Source organism: Dinoroseobacter sp. S124A (assembly GCF_049801015.1).
Lineage (GTDB): Bacteria > Pseudomonadota > Alphaproteobacteria > Rhodobacterales > Rhodobacteraceae > Dinoroseobacter.
Map to the genome: position 1 here is coordinate 166,273 of NZ_JBNAGD010000004.1, position 16,221 is coordinate 182,493.

16 protein-coding genes and 1 tRNA gene are annotated in these 16,221 nt (G+C 65.1%); 9 read left to right on the forward strand and 8 right to left on the reverse strand.

Annotated features, from left to right (window positions below):
- The first annotated feature begins 63 nt into the window (after nt 1-63).
- Complete coding sequence (locus ACP15I_RS11295; protein ID WP_424965792.1) at nt 64-705, forward strand: GntR family transcriptional regulator; 642 nt, start codon at nt 64-66, stop codon at nt 703-705.
- Here ACP15I_RS11295 and ACP15I_RS11300 read toward each other — a convergent pair.
- Nucleotides 702-2,615, reverse strand: a complete 1,914-nt coding sequence (locus ACP15I_RS11300) for a glycosyltransferase family 2 protein (protein WP_424975162.1) — start codon at nt 2,613-2,615, stop codon at nt 702-704. The two genes, ACP15I_RS11295 and ACP15I_RS11300, sit on opposite strands and share 4 nt — an antisense overlap.
- A gap of 108 nt (nt 2,616-2,723) precedes the next feature.
- On the reverse strand, nt 2,724-3,893 hold the full coding sequence (gene carA, locus ACP15I_RS11305) for a glutamine-hydrolyzing carbamoyl-phosphate synthase small subunit (RefSeq protein ID WP_424965794.1): 1,170 nt from the start codon (nt 3,891-3,893) through the stop codon (nt 2,724-2,726).
- 174 nt (nt 3,894-4,067) lie between these two features.
- Between carA and ACP15I_RS11310 the strand changes: the two genes are divergently transcribed.
- Nucleotides 4,068-4,529, forward strand: coding sequence for a GatB/YqeY domain-containing protein (locus ACP15I_RS11310; RefSeq protein ID WP_424965795.1), 462 nt, complete (start codon nt 4,068-4,070; stop codon nt 4,527-4,529).
- Nucleotides 4,530-4,532: 3 nt separating this feature from the next.
- A complete protein-coding gene (locus ACP15I_RS11315) occupies nt 4,533-4,889 on the forward strand; it encodes a TraR/DksA family transcriptional regulator (protein ID WP_424975163.1) in 357 nt (118 codons plus the stop codon).
- A gap of 539 nt (nt 4,890-5,428) precedes the next feature.
- Here ACP15I_RS11315 and ACP15I_RS11320 read toward each other — a convergent pair.
- From ACP15I_RS11320 to lipB, 5 genes are all read right to left on the reverse strand, one after another.
- The gene (locus ACP15I_RS11320) at nt 5,429-6,106 is read right to left on the reverse strand and encodes a Crp/Fnr family transcriptional regulator (RefSeq protein ID WP_424975164.1); all 678 of its coding nucleotides are present in this window, start codon (nt 6,104-6,106) and stop codon (nt 5,429-5,431) included.
- A 75-nt stretch (nt 6,107-6,181) separates the two neighbouring features.
- A complete protein-coding gene (locus tag ACP15I_RS11325; protein WP_424965798.1) occupies nt 6,182-6,706 on the reverse strand; it encodes a DUF2244 domain-containing protein in 525 nt (174 codons plus the stop codon).
- Nucleotides 6,707-6,710: 4 nt separating this feature from the next.
- On the reverse strand, nt 6,711-8,387 hold the full coding sequence (ctaD, locus tag ACP15I_RS11330; protein ID WP_424975165.1) for a cytochrome c oxidase subunit I: 1,677 nt from the start codon (nt 8,385-8,387) through the stop codon (nt 6,711-6,713).
- Nucleotides 8,388-8,747: 360 nt separating this feature from the next.
- Nucleotides 8,748-9,287: a class I SAM-dependent methyltransferase gene (locus ACP15I_RS11335; RefSeq protein WP_424975166.1), complete on the reverse strand. Its 540-nt coding sequence runs from the start codon at nt 9,285-9,287 to the stop codon at nt 8,748-8,750.
- Nucleotides 9,288-9,370: 83 nt separating this feature from the next.
- Nucleotides 9,371-10,030 carry a lipoyl(octanoyl) transferase LipB gene (gene lipB / locus ACP15I_RS11340; RefSeq protein WP_424975167.1) on the reverse strand — a complete coding sequence of 220 codons (660 nt, stop codon included), beginning with the start codon at nt 10,028-10,030 and terminating at the stop codon, nt 9,371-9,373.
- Nucleotides 10,031-10,189: 159 nt separating this feature from the next.
- On the opposite strand from lipB, the gene ACP15I_RS11345 reads away from it, so the two are divergent.
- Nucleotides 10,190-10,276: transfer RNA gene (locus tag ACP15I_RS11345), tRNA-Leu, on the forward strand.
- 53 nt (nt 10,277-10,329) lie between these two features.
- Here ACP15I_RS11345 and ACP15I_RS11350 read toward each other — a convergent pair.
- Complete coding sequence (locus tag ACP15I_RS11350) at nt 10,330-11,409, reverse strand: enolase C-terminal domain-like protein (RefSeq protein WP_424975168.1); 1,080 nt, start codon at nt 11,407-11,409, stop codon at nt 10,330-10,332.
- 79 nt (nt 11,410-11,488) lie between these two features.
- Between ACP15I_RS11350 and ACP15I_RS11355 the strand changes: the two genes are divergently transcribed.
- From ACP15I_RS11355 to ACP15I_RS11375, 5 genes are all read left to right on the forward strand, one after another.
- Complete coding sequence (locus ACP15I_RS11355; protein ID WP_424975169.1) at nt 11,489-12,055, forward strand: TetR/AcrR family transcriptional regulator; 567 nt, start codon at nt 11,489-11,491, stop codon at nt 12,053-12,055.
- Between the two features lie 289 nt (nt 12,056-12,344).
- Nucleotides 12,345-12,770: a VOC family protein gene (locus tag ACP15I_RS11360; RefSeq protein WP_424975170.1), complete on the forward strand. Its 426-nt coding sequence runs from the start codon at nt 12,345-12,347 to the stop codon at nt 12,768-12,770.
- Between the two features lie 111 nt (nt 12,771-12,881).
- Nucleotides 12,882-13,886: a Gfo/Idh/MocA family protein gene (locus tag ACP15I_RS11365; RefSeq protein WP_424975171.1), complete on the forward strand. Its 1,005-nt coding sequence runs from the start codon at nt 12,882-12,884 to the stop codon at nt 13,884-13,886.
- Nucleotides 13,883-15,454: an acyl CoA:acetate/3-ketoacid CoA transferase gene (locus tag ACP15I_RS11370; RefSeq protein WP_424975172.1), complete on the forward strand. Its 1,572-nt coding sequence runs from the start codon at nt 13,883-13,885 to the stop codon at nt 15,452-15,454. The genes ACP15I_RS11365 and ACP15I_RS11370 overlap by 4 nt, the downstream gene beginning before the upstream one ends.
- Complete coding sequence (locus tag ACP15I_RS11375; protein WP_424975173.1) at nt 15,451-16,218, forward strand: enoyl-CoA hydratase/isomerase family protein; 768 nt, start codon at nt 15,451-15,453, stop codon at nt 16,216-16,218. The genes ACP15I_RS11370 and ACP15I_RS11375 overlap by 4 nt, the downstream gene beginning before the upstream one ends.
- Nucleotides 16,219-16,221: the final 3 nt, after the last annotated feature.

Consider the following 16,221-nt stretch of genomic DNA (forward strand, 5'->3'; position numbering starts at 1 on the left):
GGCAATGGTGGTCTTGATCCCACGGCGCCTGCGCGGCTACGGTTGCGCACGGAGGAGACCGTGATGATAGAGCCCAAACCGGCCCAGAAAGACGCCTATGACCTGATCCTCGAGGCGATTGACGTCGGGGTCTACCGGCCCGGCGATCGTCTGGTGGAAAGCGATCTGGCGGATCGCTTCGGCGTGTCGCGCACTCCGATCCGGGAAGCCCTGCAACGGCTCGAGACGCAATCCCTGCTGGCGCGGGACGGGCGGAGCCTGATCGTGGCCTCCCTCGATCACAGCCAGATGGCGGAGCTCTATGTGGTGCGCTGCGAGCTGGAGGGGCTGGCGGCGCGGCTGGCCGCACGCCATGCGGCCCATGAAGAGATCAAGGTGCTCGCCGAGATGGTCGATGCGGATGCGAGCCTGCTGGGCGATGCGGCCGCGATGGCGCGGGCCAATCGGCGGTTTCACAAGCAGATCCACCTGGCCTCCCATAACCGCTTTCTGGTCCAGCAGCTCGACCTCGTCTACCGCTCCATGGCGCTGATGGCGACCACGTCGCTGGCCGCCGAAGGCCGGGGTGAAGAGGCGTTGGAGGAGCATCGCGCGATCATCAACGCCATCGCCGACCGGGACGAGGATGCGGCCTATGCCGCGCTCAAGGCGCATATCTCCATCGCCTTTGAAACCCGCCTCAAGAGCGACGCCGAAAGCCTCTAGTCCAGCTCGAGCGTCTCGCCAGCCACGGCCACGCCGTGGTCGGTCTTGTCCCAGTAGAACGGGTCATGGAGCAGTTCGATCAGGGCCTTGAGCGCGGCAACCGTGGACATCAGGAAATAGATGTGGAGCAGCGGCACCATGGGCATCAGGTGCCGGTGTCGCGGCGCGCGCACGCCCACGGCCCAGATCAGCAGGTTGATCGCCTCGATCACCAGCATGGTGGGACCGAGCACGCCGGGTTCGGGGATCGCCATGCTGTGCAGCACCGGGACAGGCACGCCCAGCGACACGGCCCAGATCGTCAGCAATATGGGCAGGGTCAGGGCCCCCAGGATCGAGCCGAGAAACAGGCATTGCATGGCAGCAAACCCTGCAGGACCCAGATCGCGCCAGAGCTGCGCGGGCCCGCGCATATGGACCACATAGGTGGCCATGTAGCCTTTGATCCAGCGGGAGCGCTGCTTGATCCAGGGCCAGATCCGGACATTGGCCTCTTCCTGCGTGACGGTGTCAATCAGCTGGACGCGGTAGCCAAAGCGATAGAACCGCATGCCGAGATCCGCATCCTCGGTGACGTTATGGGCGTCCCACGGTCCGGTCCGGTCCAGCGAGGCGCGGCGCAGGAAGAGCGTCGTGCCGCCCAGCGGGATCGGCAGGCGCAGCCGGTCCAGCCCCTGCAGCATCAGGCCGAACCAGCCCGCATATTCCGCCGTGAAGCACCGCGCGACGATGTTGTAGCGCGTGTTGAAGAAGTCGAGCCGCCCTTGCAAGCAGGCGACCTCCGGATCCGCATGGCGGAACCCCTCAGCGACCTTCAGCAGCTGGTCCGGGTCGGGCCGGTCCTCGGCGTCGTAGATCCCGATCACCTCGCCCTTGCAGAAGGGCAGCGCGAAGTTCAGCGCGCGGGGCTTGGTTTGCACCGTTCCGGCAGGCACTTCGAGCATGCGGAAGCTCTGCGGCAGGTGGAGCTGCGACAGAGCGTTCTTGGTTACATCGTCATCCGCCTCCACCACGAAGATCACTTCGAGCAGGGCACGCGGATAGCGCAACCGATCCAGATTGTTGAGCAGCTTGGCGGCGACCTCGGATTCCCGCAAGAGCGGCACGAGGACGGTCATCCGCGGCAGGGGGGTCCTGGTGTTCCGCGGCGCGGCTTCCGCAGGTGGGGGCGGCCGGGCGAGCAGGCAGGCCAGTGTCAGAACCAGCTTGAACGCCATGGTGATCGCCAGCGTGCCGAGGGTGATCCAGACCAGAGTGGTTGCCAGCAGCCCAGGCACCAGCATGAGAAAAGCCGCCCCCAGCGCCATGGTCAGCAGCCACAGGGCTGCCTGGGGCGGTTTGAGGCCACGGCAGCTCCAGCGCCAGGGCACCGCACTCTCGGCCTCGGCCACGAGGCGGCCCGCATGGGCGCTGCGCAGGGCCTCGATGATCTCGTTCATGGGCGCGACGGCGAGGATCGGACGCCCGGCAGAGGCCGGCAGACTGTCCTTCAGGGTTTCGAACTCTTCCGGTGCGGCGGTGATGAAGACCGTCGCCCCCGAGAGCCGCCGCCAGGGCAGGATCCCGTGTGTGATGCACCAATGCAGCCCGAAGTCGTCCACCAGGGCTGGGTCCGCCGGGCTGCGGTCCGGCACGATGCGCGATGCGGTCATGAGCGTGCAGCGGGCCCAGATCAGCGCCTCATCGCTCAGCCAGCCTTCGGCCACCAGCACTTCGAGGGGCGTGGTGCCATGGAGCCGCGCCATATGGGTGGCCTGCACCCGCTCGCCCGACGAGATATGTCCGTGGTTCACCAGCAGATCGAGCAACAGGTCGCGATGCGCACGCGGCTTGGCCGCGCGCCGGGGGCGCGCAGGCGTATTGGAAATCGGCCCCGGCTCGAAAGCGGGTTTGAGAGGCACGACGGACATAACACTCACTCAGCCGAACAACGGCCCAGCTAAAGTGAGAGTTCAGGGTTAAGAAACCGTAAAAAACAGGGCGCAAAGACTGGCCCATTCGGCCAGCCGGGGCCCGTTTCAGTCGGCAGAGACGGCCTGTTTCGCCTCGATTGCGGCGACGAAGCGCTCGAACAGGTAGTAGCTGTCCTGCGGGCCGGGGCTCGCCTCGGGGTGATACTGCACCGAAAACACCGGGCGGTCGGTCATCCGAATCCCGCAATTGGAGCCGTCAAACAGCGAGCGATGGGTCTCCATTACGCCCTCGGGCAGGCTCTGGCTGTCCACGGTAAAGCCGTGGTTCATGGAGGTGATCTCGACCTTGCCGGTCTCGAGATCCTTCACCGGGTGGTTCGCCCCGTGATGGCCGTGGTTCATCTTGACCGTTTGTGCGCCAAGCGCCAGCGCCAGCATCTGGTGACCGAGGCAGATCCCGAAGACCGGCAGGTCACTCTGTTCGAGCACGCCCTGGATCATCGGCACCGCATAGGCGCCCGTGGCCGCCGGATCGCCCGGGCCGTTGGACAGAAAAACACCGGCGGGGTTCTGGGCCAGAACCTCTTCGGCGGTGGTGCTGGCAGGCATGACCATCACGTCGCAACCCGCCGAGGCGAGACAGCGCAAGATGTTGCGCTTGGCCCCGTAATCGATGGCAACAACCTTGTGACCCGGGGTCTCCCGCCGTGCGTAGCCCTCGGGCCAGGCCCAGCGTTTCTCATCCCAGAGATAGGATTGCGCGCAGGTCACTTCCTTGGCCAGATCCACCCCCTCGAGCCCCGCAAAGCCCCGGGCCTGTGCCACCAGCGCCTCAAGGTCAAACTTGCCCTCGGGGTCATGGGCCAGCGCCACATGGGGCGCCCCCTGCTGGCGGATCTGCCGGGTGAGGCGCCGCGTGTCCACACCGCCGATCCCGATCCGCCCGGTCCGCGCCAGCCAATCGGTCAACTCGCCCTGCGCGCGCCAGTTCGACGGCTCGGTCGGATCCCATTTCACGACCATCCCTGCGGCCACCGGATCCGCGGTCTCGTCATCCTCGGCTGTGACACCGGTATTGCCGATATGCGGGAAGGTGAAGGTCACCACCTGTCCGGCATAGGACGGGTCGGTCATGATCTCCTGATACCCGGTCATCGCGGTATTGAAGCACAGCTCGGCCGAGGTCGTGCCGGTCGCCCCGAACCCGCGCCCGTAAAAGACAGTCCCATCTGCGAGAACGAGGCAGGCGGTCGGCGTGTCGGAGGGGGCGGACATGGGTGACTCCTTGAAGGCGGCAAAATCTGGCGGACCCTAAGGGCGGCGGGCAGGCGGGTCAAGCAACCATCGGGCCCGCCGCGACCCCACGACACCGTGCAATCCAAGATGGTTGTCATGGGGGGTGTCAGCTCCTAGATTATGCGCTCGAACCGTCACACGGGAACAGGTGATATGGATCTGCGAGACAAGATTTCTGCCGAGCTGAAATCCGCGATGAAGAGCAAAGAGGCGGCCAAGCTGTCGACCCTCCGGCTGATCAGTGCCGCGATCAAGGACAAGGATATCGCCCTGCGCGGGCAGGGCAAAGCCGATGGCGTGTCCGAGGCGGATATCCTTGGTATTCTTGGCAAAATGGTCAAGCAGCGCCAGGAAACAGCCCGGACCTATGAAGAGGCCGGGCGGCTGGAACTGGCGGAACAGGAACTTGCGGAGATCGAGGTGATCGAGGCGTTCCTGCCGACACCGTTGGACGAGGCGGAGATCGACACCGCGATCCAGGCGGCGATCACCGAGCTCAAGGCCGAGTCGATCCGCGATATGGGGCGGGTCATCGGTGCGCTGAAGTCGCGCTATACCGGTCAGATGGATTTCGGTCGCGTCGGCCCGATGGTGAAGGAACGCCTGAGCGCCTGACCGATGACGACGACCGACGCGCCCGACCTCCCCGCCCTGGACGCCAAGTACCGCCCTCTGCTGGATCGGGAAATGGCGGAGCTTGATCAGGTCTCGGACCAGAGCAGCGCGGATCGCAAGCCGGTCACGCTGGATCAGCAAAGCATCGGACGCCTGTCCCGGATGGACGCCCTGCAGGGGAAGGCCATGGCCGCCGCGCTGGAAGTTCGGCGGCGCGGGCGTCGCGCCCGGATCGTGGCGGCGTTGCATAGGCTGGAAACCGGTGAGTTCGGCTATTGCGTGGATTGTGGGGCGTTTATCGGGACGGGCCGTCTGGACGTTGATCCGACCAGTGCGCGCTGCAAGGATTGCACGACCTGACGGGTGCCTGAGCTGGTCGCTCGGGCACCCGCAGATCTGTCACTCGTCACTTCACAGGGTTGCGATACACGCGCAGTCACATAGGCAGGCTGCGTCGAGATCACGCGCAAAGGGTCAACGCGCGATCTCGCAGCAGGTCGTCACTAAAAAACTCTCTCCAAGGGGCTCCAGACGTGGCACCGGACCGAAGTCCAAATGCCACGCTGAAGTACTCAAGCACCGTTCACACTGAGACCGACCGGGCGGGCCCCCTGCTTGCGCAGTACACATGACCCTAAACCAAACCGAAAACCGGTCGCTCTCTACGTCGCTCCGACCCCGAGGGGCCGAAGGTGCAGATTGGCCATCACTCCGCACTGCACTGGTCGGCCCGAAATTACGGACCTGTCTCGTACCGGCGGGCGTTTCAGGAAAACCGAAGGTTTATTTCCATCAAATTTGCCGCTCAGCACATGACCGACATTAGGGATTCGGGGGGCTGGGGTATGTGAACTCGCTCACATTCACCGAAAAAACCGAAAAAAGTTTCCGTATCGGGATCAGAGCTGGTTCGGCTCAGCCAACGCACGCATGGCGCCGCGCTCCAGGATGCGCAGGGCGCCCCGGTTGGCCTCGATCACGCGGGCCCGCTTCCATTCACCGAGGGTCTTGGAGACCGCCTCGCGGGTCGCACCGACAAACTCGGCAAGCTGGGCCTGGGAGAGAAACAGCTCTCCCTCGGGATTGGCCTCGGTGAGGTAGAGCAGCTTGCGCGCAAGGCGGGTCGACAGGGGCAGAAAGGCCTGATCCTCGATCTGGGCGCTCATGCTGCGCATCCGGCGTCCGGCCAGATGGATCAGGTCCACGGCCATGTCTGGCGATTTGCGAATCGCGTTCATCAGATCGGCATTCTTCAACCGCCGCAGCCGGGTCGGCCCGACTGCGATCGCGGTCGCCGTCCGCACGCCCGGATCGAACAGCGCGATCTCGCCCAGCAGCGCGCCGGGCCGCATGATGTCGAGCACCAGTTTGCGCCCATCCGGAGACAGGACGCTGATCTCGACGATTCCCTCGACCACCGCAAAAAGCGCATCCCCCGGATCCCCCTGTTCGAAGAGGGTCTCGTCATCCTCCATGACCCGTTCCTGGGCGAGGGATTCGAGAAGTTGCCGCAGCTCCGGAGAGGTGTCGGCGAGAAATCCGGTATCGGGCAGAGGGGGGAGGGGCTTGGCTTGCATGGCTCGACTGTAGGGTTTGACCCGGAGGAGGGAAAGCCCCGCGCAGATCGCGCGGGCTGACATCCGCCGCGCGCGCTAGGGAATGCGGCGCAGCTGGTTGAGGCGGTCCTGCAGCTCTGCATGCAGGTCGAGCCGTTCTTCGGGCGACAGGAACGCGCCCAGCTCGACCTCGCGATCACTGCCGCGCAGGGTCAGGTAGTTCTCGACCGGCCCCTGTTTCGGATGCAGCCGCAGCTCGACCCAATAGGGATTGGCCTCCCAATGCTGGTTGTCGCGGCGCGGATTGTGCCGGGTCAGGGCGATCCGATCCTCTTCGAGCACCAGCACCTCATGCAGGCTCAGATCCCGTTGATTGCGCCGGATGCCGTACCAAACCCCGCCCAGCACCAGCAGCATAAAGGGCAACAGCCCCCAGAGCACCGCCGTCCCCAGCACCGCGATCAGGGGCAGCGACAGGGCCGTGGCCGTGATCCCGATGAACCAGGCAAACCCCTTGGCCGTCAGGGAACGGTGTGGCCAGAGATGGAGCTCTGCCACGGGAAAACAGGCCCCGGATTGCTCCGGAGCCTGCTGTGTTCGTGTAATCCACTCAAGCGGCATATGGTCAGTGCGAGGTCTGCTTGTCCCACATGTCCCGAGTCGGGAGCTGCTCGAACGTGTGCTCGGGCGGCGGGTTCGGCAGGGTCCATTCCAGCGTGTCCGCGTGCTCGTTCCAGTAGTTCTCTTCCTCGACGCGCTTGCCTTTGGTGATCGTGTAGAACACCACGCCGATGAAGAAGAGGAAGGAGGCGAAGGACAGGAAGGCGCCCCAGCTCGACACGTAGTTCCAGAGCGCGAAGGCATCCGGGTAGTCGATATAGCGGCGCGGCATGCCCTGACGGCCCAGGAAGTGCTGCGGGAAGAAGGTCAGGTTGGCACCGACGAAGAAGGTCCAGAAGTGCACCTTGCCTGCCCATTCCGGGTACTGACGGCCCGACATCTTGCCGATCCAGAAATAGATCCCGGCGAAGATCCCGAACACGGCACCCAGCGACATCACGTAGTGGAAGTGTGCCACCACGTAGTAGGTGTCGTGATAGGCCCGGTCCACGCCCGCCTGGGACAGAACGATGCCGGTCACACCGCCCACGGTGAACAGGAACAGGAACCCGATGGCAAAGAGCATCGGCGTTTCGAAGGTGATCGAGCCCTTCCACATGGTGGCGATCCAGCTGAAGATCTTCACCCCTGTCGGCACGGCGATGACCATGGTCGCGAGCATGAAGTAACTCTGCTGGGTCAGGGACATGCCCACCGTGTACATGTGGTGCGCCCAGACGACGAAGCCGAGGCCGCCGATGGCGATCATGGCCCAGACCATCGGCATGTAGCCGAAGATCGGCTTGCGCGAGAAGGTGCCAATCACGTGGGAGATGATGCCGAAGGCCGGCAGGATCACGATATAAACTTCCGGGTGTCCGAAGAACCAAAGGATGTGTTGATAAAGGATCGGGTCACCGCCGCCGGACGGGTCGAAGAAGGTCGTCCCGAAGTTACGGTCGGTCAGCAGCATGGTGATCGCGCCCGCCAGAACCGGCAGCGCCAGAAGGATCAGCCAGGCTGTCACAAAGATCGACCAGGCAAAGAGCGGCACCTTGAACAGGGTCATGCCCGGGGCACGCATGTTCAGGAAGGTGGTGATGATGTTGATCGCACCAAGGATCGACGAGGCGCCCGAAACGTGCACCGCGAAGATCGCGAGATCCATGGAGAACCCGTCTTCATTGGTCGAGAGCGGCGGGTAGAGCACCCAGCCCACGCCCGATCCGGTCTGGCCATTGCCGCCCGGTGCCAGCACCGAGGCCACGGCGAGAGAGGTGCCCGCCACATAGAGCCAGAAGGACAGGTTGTTCAGCCGCGGAAAGGCCATGTCCGGCGCACCGATGTGCAAGGGCATGAAATAGTTGCCAAATCCGCCGAAGAGCGCCGGAATGACCACAAAGAACATCATCAGGATGCCGTGGCCGGTAATCAGCACGTTCCAGAGGTGACCGTTGGGGGTACATACGTCGCCTGCGCCTGCCGCGATCAGCCGCGCGCCTTCTGCGCACATGAATTGCACGCCGGGGTTCATCAACTCCATGCGCATGTAAACTGTGAAAGCGACCGAGATGAACCCGGCAAGACCGGCCACCAGGATATACAGGATCCCGATATCCTTGTGGTTGGTCGACATGAACCACCGGGTGAAGAACCCGCGGGTGTCTTCGTGACCGTGGCCATGGACTGCTGCGTCTGCCATGCTGCGCTCCTGTTTGTCGTTCGTCGCGGGGGAGGCCGGCCGAAAGGTCGTTCAGACGGATCTGTCCCGATGTTTCCTGCAGGTCGTTCTATCCGCCGCTCCCGAATGCGGCAATGGCGTAGACCATGACATACAACAAAAAACGCATATGTTTTTGGCGATCTGGGCGCAAAGGTCGCATTCTATGCGTGTGCGACGCGACTTTGGTCGAGGGTGCTGGCGGTCCCGGACGCGGTGTGCTGCGAGTCAGTTAGCGCCGGAGCCCAGGACGGCATCATTTGTGATCACAAAGCGTGGGTAGCATGCCACCATGCGCGATCGCCGATATCTGGCCGCGACAGTCGGGCGGTTGTCGGGGTGCTACGCCTCCGCGGTCTCCGGGCGGGGCCAGGTCACGAGGCAGACGGAATTCGGCGTAAAAGACCGGGTCTTGCGCACGATGTCGAAATGCGCGCCCAGCCGCGTCGCCCACCAGCGCGCCGGGCGGACGGTGCAATGGGCGTTCTCGCCATTGGGCAGGATCTCGGCGGCTTTCACGCAGGAAATGTTGAAAAAGGCGTGGGGCGAGATGCTGCGGATCTCGGCCAGCACCCGGTCCACATCTTCGAGCGGGATATGCTCCATCACGTCTGTGCAGATCACCAGATCCGCTGTCACCTCCGGACGCTCCGCGTGATCCGGCAGACCCGGGTCATAGCGATAGGCCTCGGCGTCAAAGATCTTGGCGAGCCAATCCACGGTCCGCGCCTGTCCGCAGCCATAGTCGAAGATCCGGCGCGGCGGGGGCAGGAACGCCACCTGACGCAGGATATACCCCGTCAGCAGCTCGGAAGTCTGGCCATAGACCTTGCCCGCATGGACCTTGCGGTACTCAGAGATGAGGTCTTCGGATCGCGACACGGGCAAAGCTCCTTTGGTGCAGCGGAGCCTGCACCGCGCCGGGATGTCAAGCGGCCGCCCCGGGATCGGCGGGCGCGGGCGGATCAGCCGTCGGCGATCGGTCCGAACTGCTGCTCGAAGGTATATCGCAAGGCGACATCCACATCATCCATGGTGACCGGCAGGCCGAGATCCACGAGGCTCGTCACGCCGTGCTCGGAGATCCCGCAGGGCACAATGCCCGAGAAATGCGAGAGATCCGGTTCCACATTGATCGACAACCCGTGAAAGCTCACCCATTTGCGCAGGCGCACGCCGATGGCGGCGACCTTGTCTTCCGGGGGCTGGCCAAGGACGGTGAGCGGCTTGTCCCGCCGCTGCACCCAGACGCCGACGCGGCCCTCGCGCCGCTCGCCGGTGACATTGAACTCTGCAAGGGTCGCGATCACCCAAGCCTCCATCTGCGAGACGAACTTGCGGACATCGCGCCCGCGCTTGCCGAGATCGAGCATGACATAGACCACCCGTTGGCCCGGGCCGTGATAGGTATATTGCCCGCCGCGCTTGGCCTCGTAGACCGGAAAGCGGTCCGGATCGGTCAGATCCTCGATCTTTGCGCTGGTCCCGGCCGTGTAGAGTGGCGGATGCTCCAAGAGCCAGACCATCTCGGGCGCGCGCCCTTCGGCAATCGCGCTCACGCGGTCTTCCATGGTGGCGAGGGCGGTCTCGTAGGCCACCAGGCCGTCGCTAATGATCCAGTCCATGGGCCCCTCCAGCGGTTCAGATGCGTCGTGCCGCAATCCCCGGCGCTGGGCAAGAGAGCGTGCGGCACCACGAGGGCGAAAAATCCGCGCAGGGGGGCGTATTTCCCTCTTGGCATTGCCGAACAGTCCCGCTAAACCGCGCCTCATTCTCCAAGGCGTGCGGTCGTGGCGGAATTGGTAGACGCGCAGCGTTGAGGTCGCTGTGGGGTAACACCCGTGGAAGTTCGAGTCTTCTCGACCGCACCATTCTCCCCAAGAGACATATGATTGACGAGGCGGCACGTACAGCGCCGCTGCCATCATGCCGCGTGCCGCGTCACGGCTTTCTCATCCCACGCGATCCCCAGTCCCGGTCCCTTGGCCGTCAGGGTGCCCTGGGTAATCTCATAGGGCGCGGCCAGGATCCCTCCGGCCACATCGAGATATTCCAGCAGGTGCCGATTGGGGGTCGCGGCGAGGACACGGGCGCTCGCTTCCACGAAGATATGACTGGAAACAGGCATCGACGCGGCGTCTGCCAGAGGAGCGGCGCGCATCCAGCCGGTGATGCCGCCGATCTTCGTGATGTCCAGCATGGCATGGTCCGAGATCCGCGCCCCGATGGCCCGGGCGGCATCTTCGGGCAGCCACCAGTTCTCTCCGGCCTGCAGCGGCGTGCGGACCGCACTGCGCAGGGTCTGGTAGCCGGCGACGTCTTCGGCGGGCAAAGGTTCCTCGATCCAGGCGAGGTCGAACCGGTCTTCGAGTGCGCGGACCCGCCGGACCGCCTCGGGGGTGCTCAGCGATTGGTTGTAGTCCACCATCACGTCTACCTCCGGGCCAGCGATCTCGGTGATCTCGGCGAGGGCGCGGATGTCGTCACCGACCGTTCCGTTACCGATCTTGAACTTCACGGCGCGGAACCCCTCCTGCAGCGACTGCTCCAGCAGCGCGCGGTCGCGCCGCCCGTCAAAGATCCCGTGGCTGTCATAACAGGGCAGAGGCATCGCTGCGGCGCCGAGCAACTCGGCGACACTGCGGTTGCAGGATTTGCCGAGCGCATCCCAGAGCGCCATATCGAGACCCGCCATCGCCATGGCAACAAGCCCCTGCCGCCCCAGCAGTCGGAACATCCCGGTCAACTCGGCAAAGCGCGGCAGAGGATCCACGGTCTTGCCGATCAGGCCGTCCCCGATGTTCTGGATCAGGCTGCTCAGCGGGGCCAGTGCCAGCGGCGTGTAGGTGAACAGGTAGCTGCGCCCCACGACCCCCTCGCGCGTCTCGAGATCGATCAAGAGCAAGGGCGCCTTCTCGATCGCCGCCACAGCGGTGGTGATGGGCCGGGGCAGAGGGGCGAGGACAGCACGAGTTCGGATGGCGGTGATGGTGGGCGATGGCATGGGGATCTCCTGATGGCGTCCCCCGAGGGCTAGCGCGGCTGTCCTCGCGAATACGTTCACTGTTGAGCATAGAAACCCCATGTCCCGCTCCTCGGCCCCTACGATCAACCGGATTTTGACGGCCGCGTTCCGGCTGTTCTTTCGGCGCGGCTATTCTCGGGTCAGCATGGATGAGATCGCGTCAGAGGCGGGCGTGACCAAGCGGACGCTCTACAACCACTTCGCGAGCAAGGATGCCCTGATCGGCGCGGTGATGGACCGGCAGGCGGATCTGACCCTCGACACGGTCCGGGGGTGGGCCGACCCGGAGGCCGTGACGTCCCATGCCTTTCTCGACGGTCTGCTGGTGAAACTCGCTGACTGGGCGGGGGCACCGGGATGGACCGGGTCGGGCTTCACGCGCCTGACACTGGAACTGGCCGATCTGCCGGGCCATCCGGTCCGGGCCGCGGCGGATCGGCATAAGCGCGCGGTGCAGGATTGGATCGCGGCGGAGCTTGCGGCGCGGCACCATGCGCGCCCCGCGCGCGCTGCCGAAACCTTTTGCATCCTGCTCGAGGGGGCGCTGGTACTGACCCTGATCCACGGCGATCCGGGCTATATCATGCGCTTGCGGTCCGAGGTGCCGCGATTGACCGACGCCTGAGCCCGCTTCGGCGGGTTTGCCTTGCGCGAGAAGACCGGCCGTCAGAGTCCCTTTTCCGTCAGGGGGCGTCGCGCGCCATCTTGCTGTCAGGCCGCGCGCTGCCTGAGGTCCCGCGATAAACCCCCGGCAACGGAGCGGGTTTCAGGCGCTGCCCGGCGGACCGCTGCACGATCGTGGTGGCAGGTCAGGTCTTGCTGCGTGTCGGGACGCAGGCGGATTGGGTTTGGGGGGGGCAGCCGCCAGCGTAACAGCCCTTGCCATCGGGTCGCCATGCCGCGACATCTGTCACGTGCCGCGCAGCCGCTTGATGGAGACCCCGGACATGCTCGAAAGCTTTCACCACGTCGCCCTGATCGTCAGTGACTATGAGCGCTCCAAGCGCTTCTATACCGAGGTGCTGGGCTTGGCCGTGATTGCCGAGACCCATCGCGCGGCGCGGCACTCCTGGAAGCTGGACCTGCAGATCCCCGGGGGTGGGCAGCTTGAACTCTTCTCCTTCCCCGAGCCGCCTGCGCGTCCCAACCAGCCCGAGGCCTGCGGCCTGCGGCATCTGGCGTTCCAGGTGGCGGACATGGATGCGGCCATCGCGCGCCTGACCTGCCTGGACGTGGCGGTGGAGCCTGTGCGTATCGATCCCCTCACCGCGGCGCGCTTTACGTTTTTCAAGGATCCAGACGGTCTGCCGATCGAGCTGTACGAACTCGCGCAGAGCTGAACCGCCGCATCTTGGATGATCGCAAATTTTTTGCTTGCGCAATTTGGATCGTTCCAATAGCTACGGAGCTAACGAATATGGAACGTTCCAAGGCTTCGGGAGGAGGGGCAGATGAACTGGATCTTTGTCGGAGCAAGCACCATCGCCTCTCAGCACATGATCGCGGCAGTCCGGGCACAGCCCGCAGGCGCGGTAACCTGGGTCGTCAGTGGCAATGCAGACCGGGCGCAGGGCTGGGCCACGGATCACGGGATCGCGCAGGCGACCGATGATCTGTCTCAGGCGCTGGCCGATCCGGAGGCTGCCTGCGTCTACATCTCTTCGACCAATGAAAAGCACCACGCGCAGGCCATGGCGGCCATCGCAGCGGGCAAGCATGTGCTTTGTGAAAAGCCCCTTGGGCTGAGCCTTGCCGAAGCGGATGAGATGGTGGCGGCGGCCCGGGATGTGGGCGTTGTCTTTGCGACCAATCATCACCTGCGCTGCTCGGGCTCCCACCGGGCGATGCGTGCGCTGATCGATGATGGCGCGGTGGGGCGTGTCCTGTCCCTGCGGATTCACCACGCGGTGCATCTGCCGGAAAACCTGCAGGGATGGCGGATCAACGACGCCTCTGCCGGGGGCGGCGTGATCCCGGATATCACCGTTCATGACGCGGATGTGGCGCGCTTCCTGCTGGGTGAGGACCCGGTGGATGTGGTGGCGCAACTCGCAAGCTCCGGCATGGGGCAGGGGGTCGAGGATAGCTGCATGTCCGTCTGGGCCATGCCCTCGGGCGCCATGGTCATGTCCCATGAAAGCTTCACCCATCCCTTCGCCGGCAGCGGGCTCGAAATCCACGGCACCGAGGGCTCGATCTTTGCCCGCGATGTCATGACCCAGATGCCCGTGGGCACGATCACCCTGCGCACCGCAAGCGGGACGCGCGAGGTGCCCTATTCCGACCACTCGCTCTACGTGCAAGGGGTTGCGGATTTCTATGCCGCCGTGGCTGGGCGCGGCGCTCCGGCCGCCAGCGGGTCGGACGGGATCAAATCGCTCGCCGTGGCAATGGCCGTCCGCGCTGCCGCCCAGAGCGGTCAGAAGGTCACCGTCGCGTATGGAGAGGTGGCATGAGCAAGGTCCTTCCCGCCGCCGACGCCGTGGCCCGGATCCCCGATGGGGCCGTGATCTCGGTCTCTTCCTCCTCGACGCTGGGCTGCCCGGATGCGGTGCTCGCGGCCATCGGAGACCGGTTCGACGCCGAGGGGCACCCGCGCGGGGTCACCTCGCTGCATCCGATAGCGGCCGGCGATGTCTATGGCGTCAAGGGGATGGACCATCTGGCCAAGGACGGGCTGCTGCGCCGTGTGCTCGCGGGGTCCTACCCCTCGGGGCCGTCCAGCGTCGAGATGCCCGAGATCTGGAAGATGATCGTCGAGGATCGGGTCGCTGCCTATAACGTGCCCTCGGGCATCATGTTCGACATGCATCGCGAAGCTGCCGCCCATCGCCCCGGCGTGCTGACCAAGGTCGGACTGGAGACCTTCGTGGACCCCAACCTCCAAGGCTGCGCAATGAACGAGACCGGCGCGGCGACCCCGATTGTCGACCGGGTGGAGTTTGCCGGCGAAACCTGGCTGCACTTTCCCAATATCGTGCCGAATGTCGCCGTGATCCGTGCGACCACGGCCGATGAGCGGGGCAATCTCACCTATGAACACGAAGGCGCCTATCTCGGCGGGCTCGAGCAGGCGATCTGCGTGCGCAACAATGGCGGCATTGTCATCGCGCAGGTCAAGCGCGTCACAGCCAATGGCAGCCTGCGCCCCCACGATGTGCGCGTGCCCGGGCATCTGGTGGATTGCATCGTGGTCGACCCGGACCAGAAGCAGACCACCGAGACCGGCTATGACCCGGCCATCTCGGGCGAGATCATGCGCCCCTGGGACAGTTTCAGCCGCGCCGAACACGGGGTCGAAAAGGTTATCGCCCGCCGCGCTGCGCAGGAGTTGCGCCGGGGCATGACCGCCAATCTCGGCTTCGGGATCAGCGCCATGGTTCCGCGTGTTCTCTTGGAAGAGGGGCATCCGGACGCGGTCACCTGGGCCATCGAACAGGGCGCTGTCGGGGGCGTGCCGCTGACAGGGTTCGCCTTTGGCTGCGCGTCGAATGCCGATGCCTTCATGCCCTCGCCGCAGCAGTTCATCTACTTCCAGGGCGCCGGGTTCGACATGTCGTTCCTCTCCTTTCTCGAGGTCGATGTGGAGGGCAATGTGAATGTCTCGAAGCTCGGCAAGAAGCCCTATCTCACCGCCGGTTGCGGCGGCTTTGTCGACATTACGGCGCGGGCCCGGAACATCGTCTTCTCCGGCTGGTTCGAGGCCGGGGCGAAGATCAACCTGACCGATGACGGGATCGAGATCGCCGCGCCCGGACGCTTCACCAAGATGGTGGATGAGGTCGAGCATGTGACCTTCTCGGGCCGCCGTGCGCGCGAGCAGGGGCAGAACGTGCTCTATGTCACCGAGCGCTGCGTGATCCAGCTGACCGGGAACGGGCTGCTCGCGACCGAGATCATGCCGGGGATCGACCCGCAGGAGCATATCGTCGGAGCCTCCGGAGGCCGGGTGCAGGTGGCCGAGAACGCCAAGCTCATGCCGAAATCCCTGCTGGTCGATGCGCCCATGGGGCTGGCCCTATGACGGGCGTCAGCTGCACCATAACCGACGCGACGGCCGTGCTGACGCTGGAAAACGGCGCGAAACTCAACGCGCTCACCACGGGCATGCTGCGGGAGCTGGCCGCCCATCTCGACGCGCTGGAACGGCAGCCCGACATTCGCGCGGTGATCCTGACCGGAGAGGGGCCCAAGGCGTTCTGCTGTGGCGCCGATATCGCGGAATGGGGTGCGCTCGGCCCGGCGGAGTTTGCCCGCCACTGGGTGCGCGACGGGCACCGGGTCTTTGACCGGCTGGCAAGGCTCAGCAAGCCCGTGATCGGCGCGCTCAACGGGCATGCCTTTGGCGGCGGGCTGGAGCTTGCGGCCTGCTGCGATATCCGGGTGATGACCCCGCGCGCGACGCTGGCCCTGCCTGAGGCGAAGGTCGGGATCGTGCCCGGCTGGTCCGGGACCCAACGCCTGACCCGGCTCTTGCCGGAGCCGGTGGTCAAGGAGATGGCGCTGTTCGGGCGGCGTATCCCGGCACCCCGCGCCGAGGCGCTGGGCTTTGCCGCCGCGATTGCCGAGGACGTGCTGGCCGCCGCGCATGAGATCGCCGCCGCGCTGTCCGATGTCTCGCCCCGGGCCAATGAACTGGCCAAGGCGATGATCCACGGGGCCGTGGGCGAGGACCGCGCCGCCGCCATCGAGGCGCTGGGCAGTGCCGCCGCGGGTGCCAGTGCCGACCGGGACGAGGGCGTCGCGGCCTTCCTTGAAAAACGCTCCCCCCAATTTGACGGGCTCTGAACG

Coding starts and splice junctions, on each gene's coding strand:
- ACP15I_RS11295 (WP_424965792.1), top strand. CDS start 64: ATGATAGAGCCCAAACCGGCCCAGAAAGACGCCTATGACCTGATCCTC.
- ACP15I_RS11300 (WP_424975162.1), bottom strand. CDS start 2,615: ATGTCCGTCGTGCCTCTCAAACCCGCTTTCGAGCCGGGGCCGATTTCC.
- carA (WP_424965794.1), bottom strand. CDS start 3,893: ATGTCCGCCCCCTCCGACACGCCGACCGCCTGCCTCGTTCTCGCAGAT.
- ACP15I_RS11310 (WP_424965795.1), top strand. CDS start 4,068: ATGGATCTGCGAGACAAGATTTCTGCCGAGCTGAAATCCGCGATGAAG.
- ACP15I_RS11315 (WP_424975163.1), top strand. CDS start 4,533: ATGACGACGACCGACGCGCCCGACCTCCCCGCCCTGGACGCCAAGTAC.
- ACP15I_RS11320 (WP_424975164.1), bottom strand. CDS start 6,106: ATGCAAGCCAAGCCCCTCCCCCCTCTGCCCGATACCGGATTTCTCGCC.
- ACP15I_RS11325 (WP_424965798.1), bottom strand. CDS start 6,706: ATGCCGCTTGAGTGGATTACACGAACACAGCAGGCTCCGGAGCAATCC.
- ctaD (WP_424975165.1), bottom strand. CDS start 8,387: ATGGCAGACGCAGCAGTCCATGGCCACGGTCACGAAGACACCCGCGGG.
- lipB (WP_424975167.1), bottom strand. CDS start 10,030: ATGGACTGGATCATTAGCGACGGCCTGGTGGCCTACGAGACCGCCCTC.
- ACP15I_RS11350 (WP_424975168.1), bottom strand. CDS start 11,409: ATGCCATCGCCCACCATCACCGCCATCCGAACTCGTGCTGTCCTCGCC.
- ACP15I_RS11355 (WP_424975169.1), top strand. CDS start 11,489: ATGTCCCGCTCCTCGGCCCCTACGATCAACCGGATTTTGACGGCCGCG.
- ACP15I_RS11365 (WP_424975171.1), top strand. CDS start 12,882: ATGAACTGGATCTTTGTCGGAGCAAGCACCATCGCCTCTCAGCACATG.
- ACP15I_RS11370 (WP_424975172.1), top strand. CDS start 13,883: ATGAGCAAGGTCCTTCCCGCCGCCGACGCCGTGGCCCGGATCCCCGAT.
- ACP15I_RS11375 (WP_424975173.1), top strand. CDS start 15,451: ATGACGGGCGTCAGCTGCACCATAACCGACGCGACGGCCGTGCTGACG.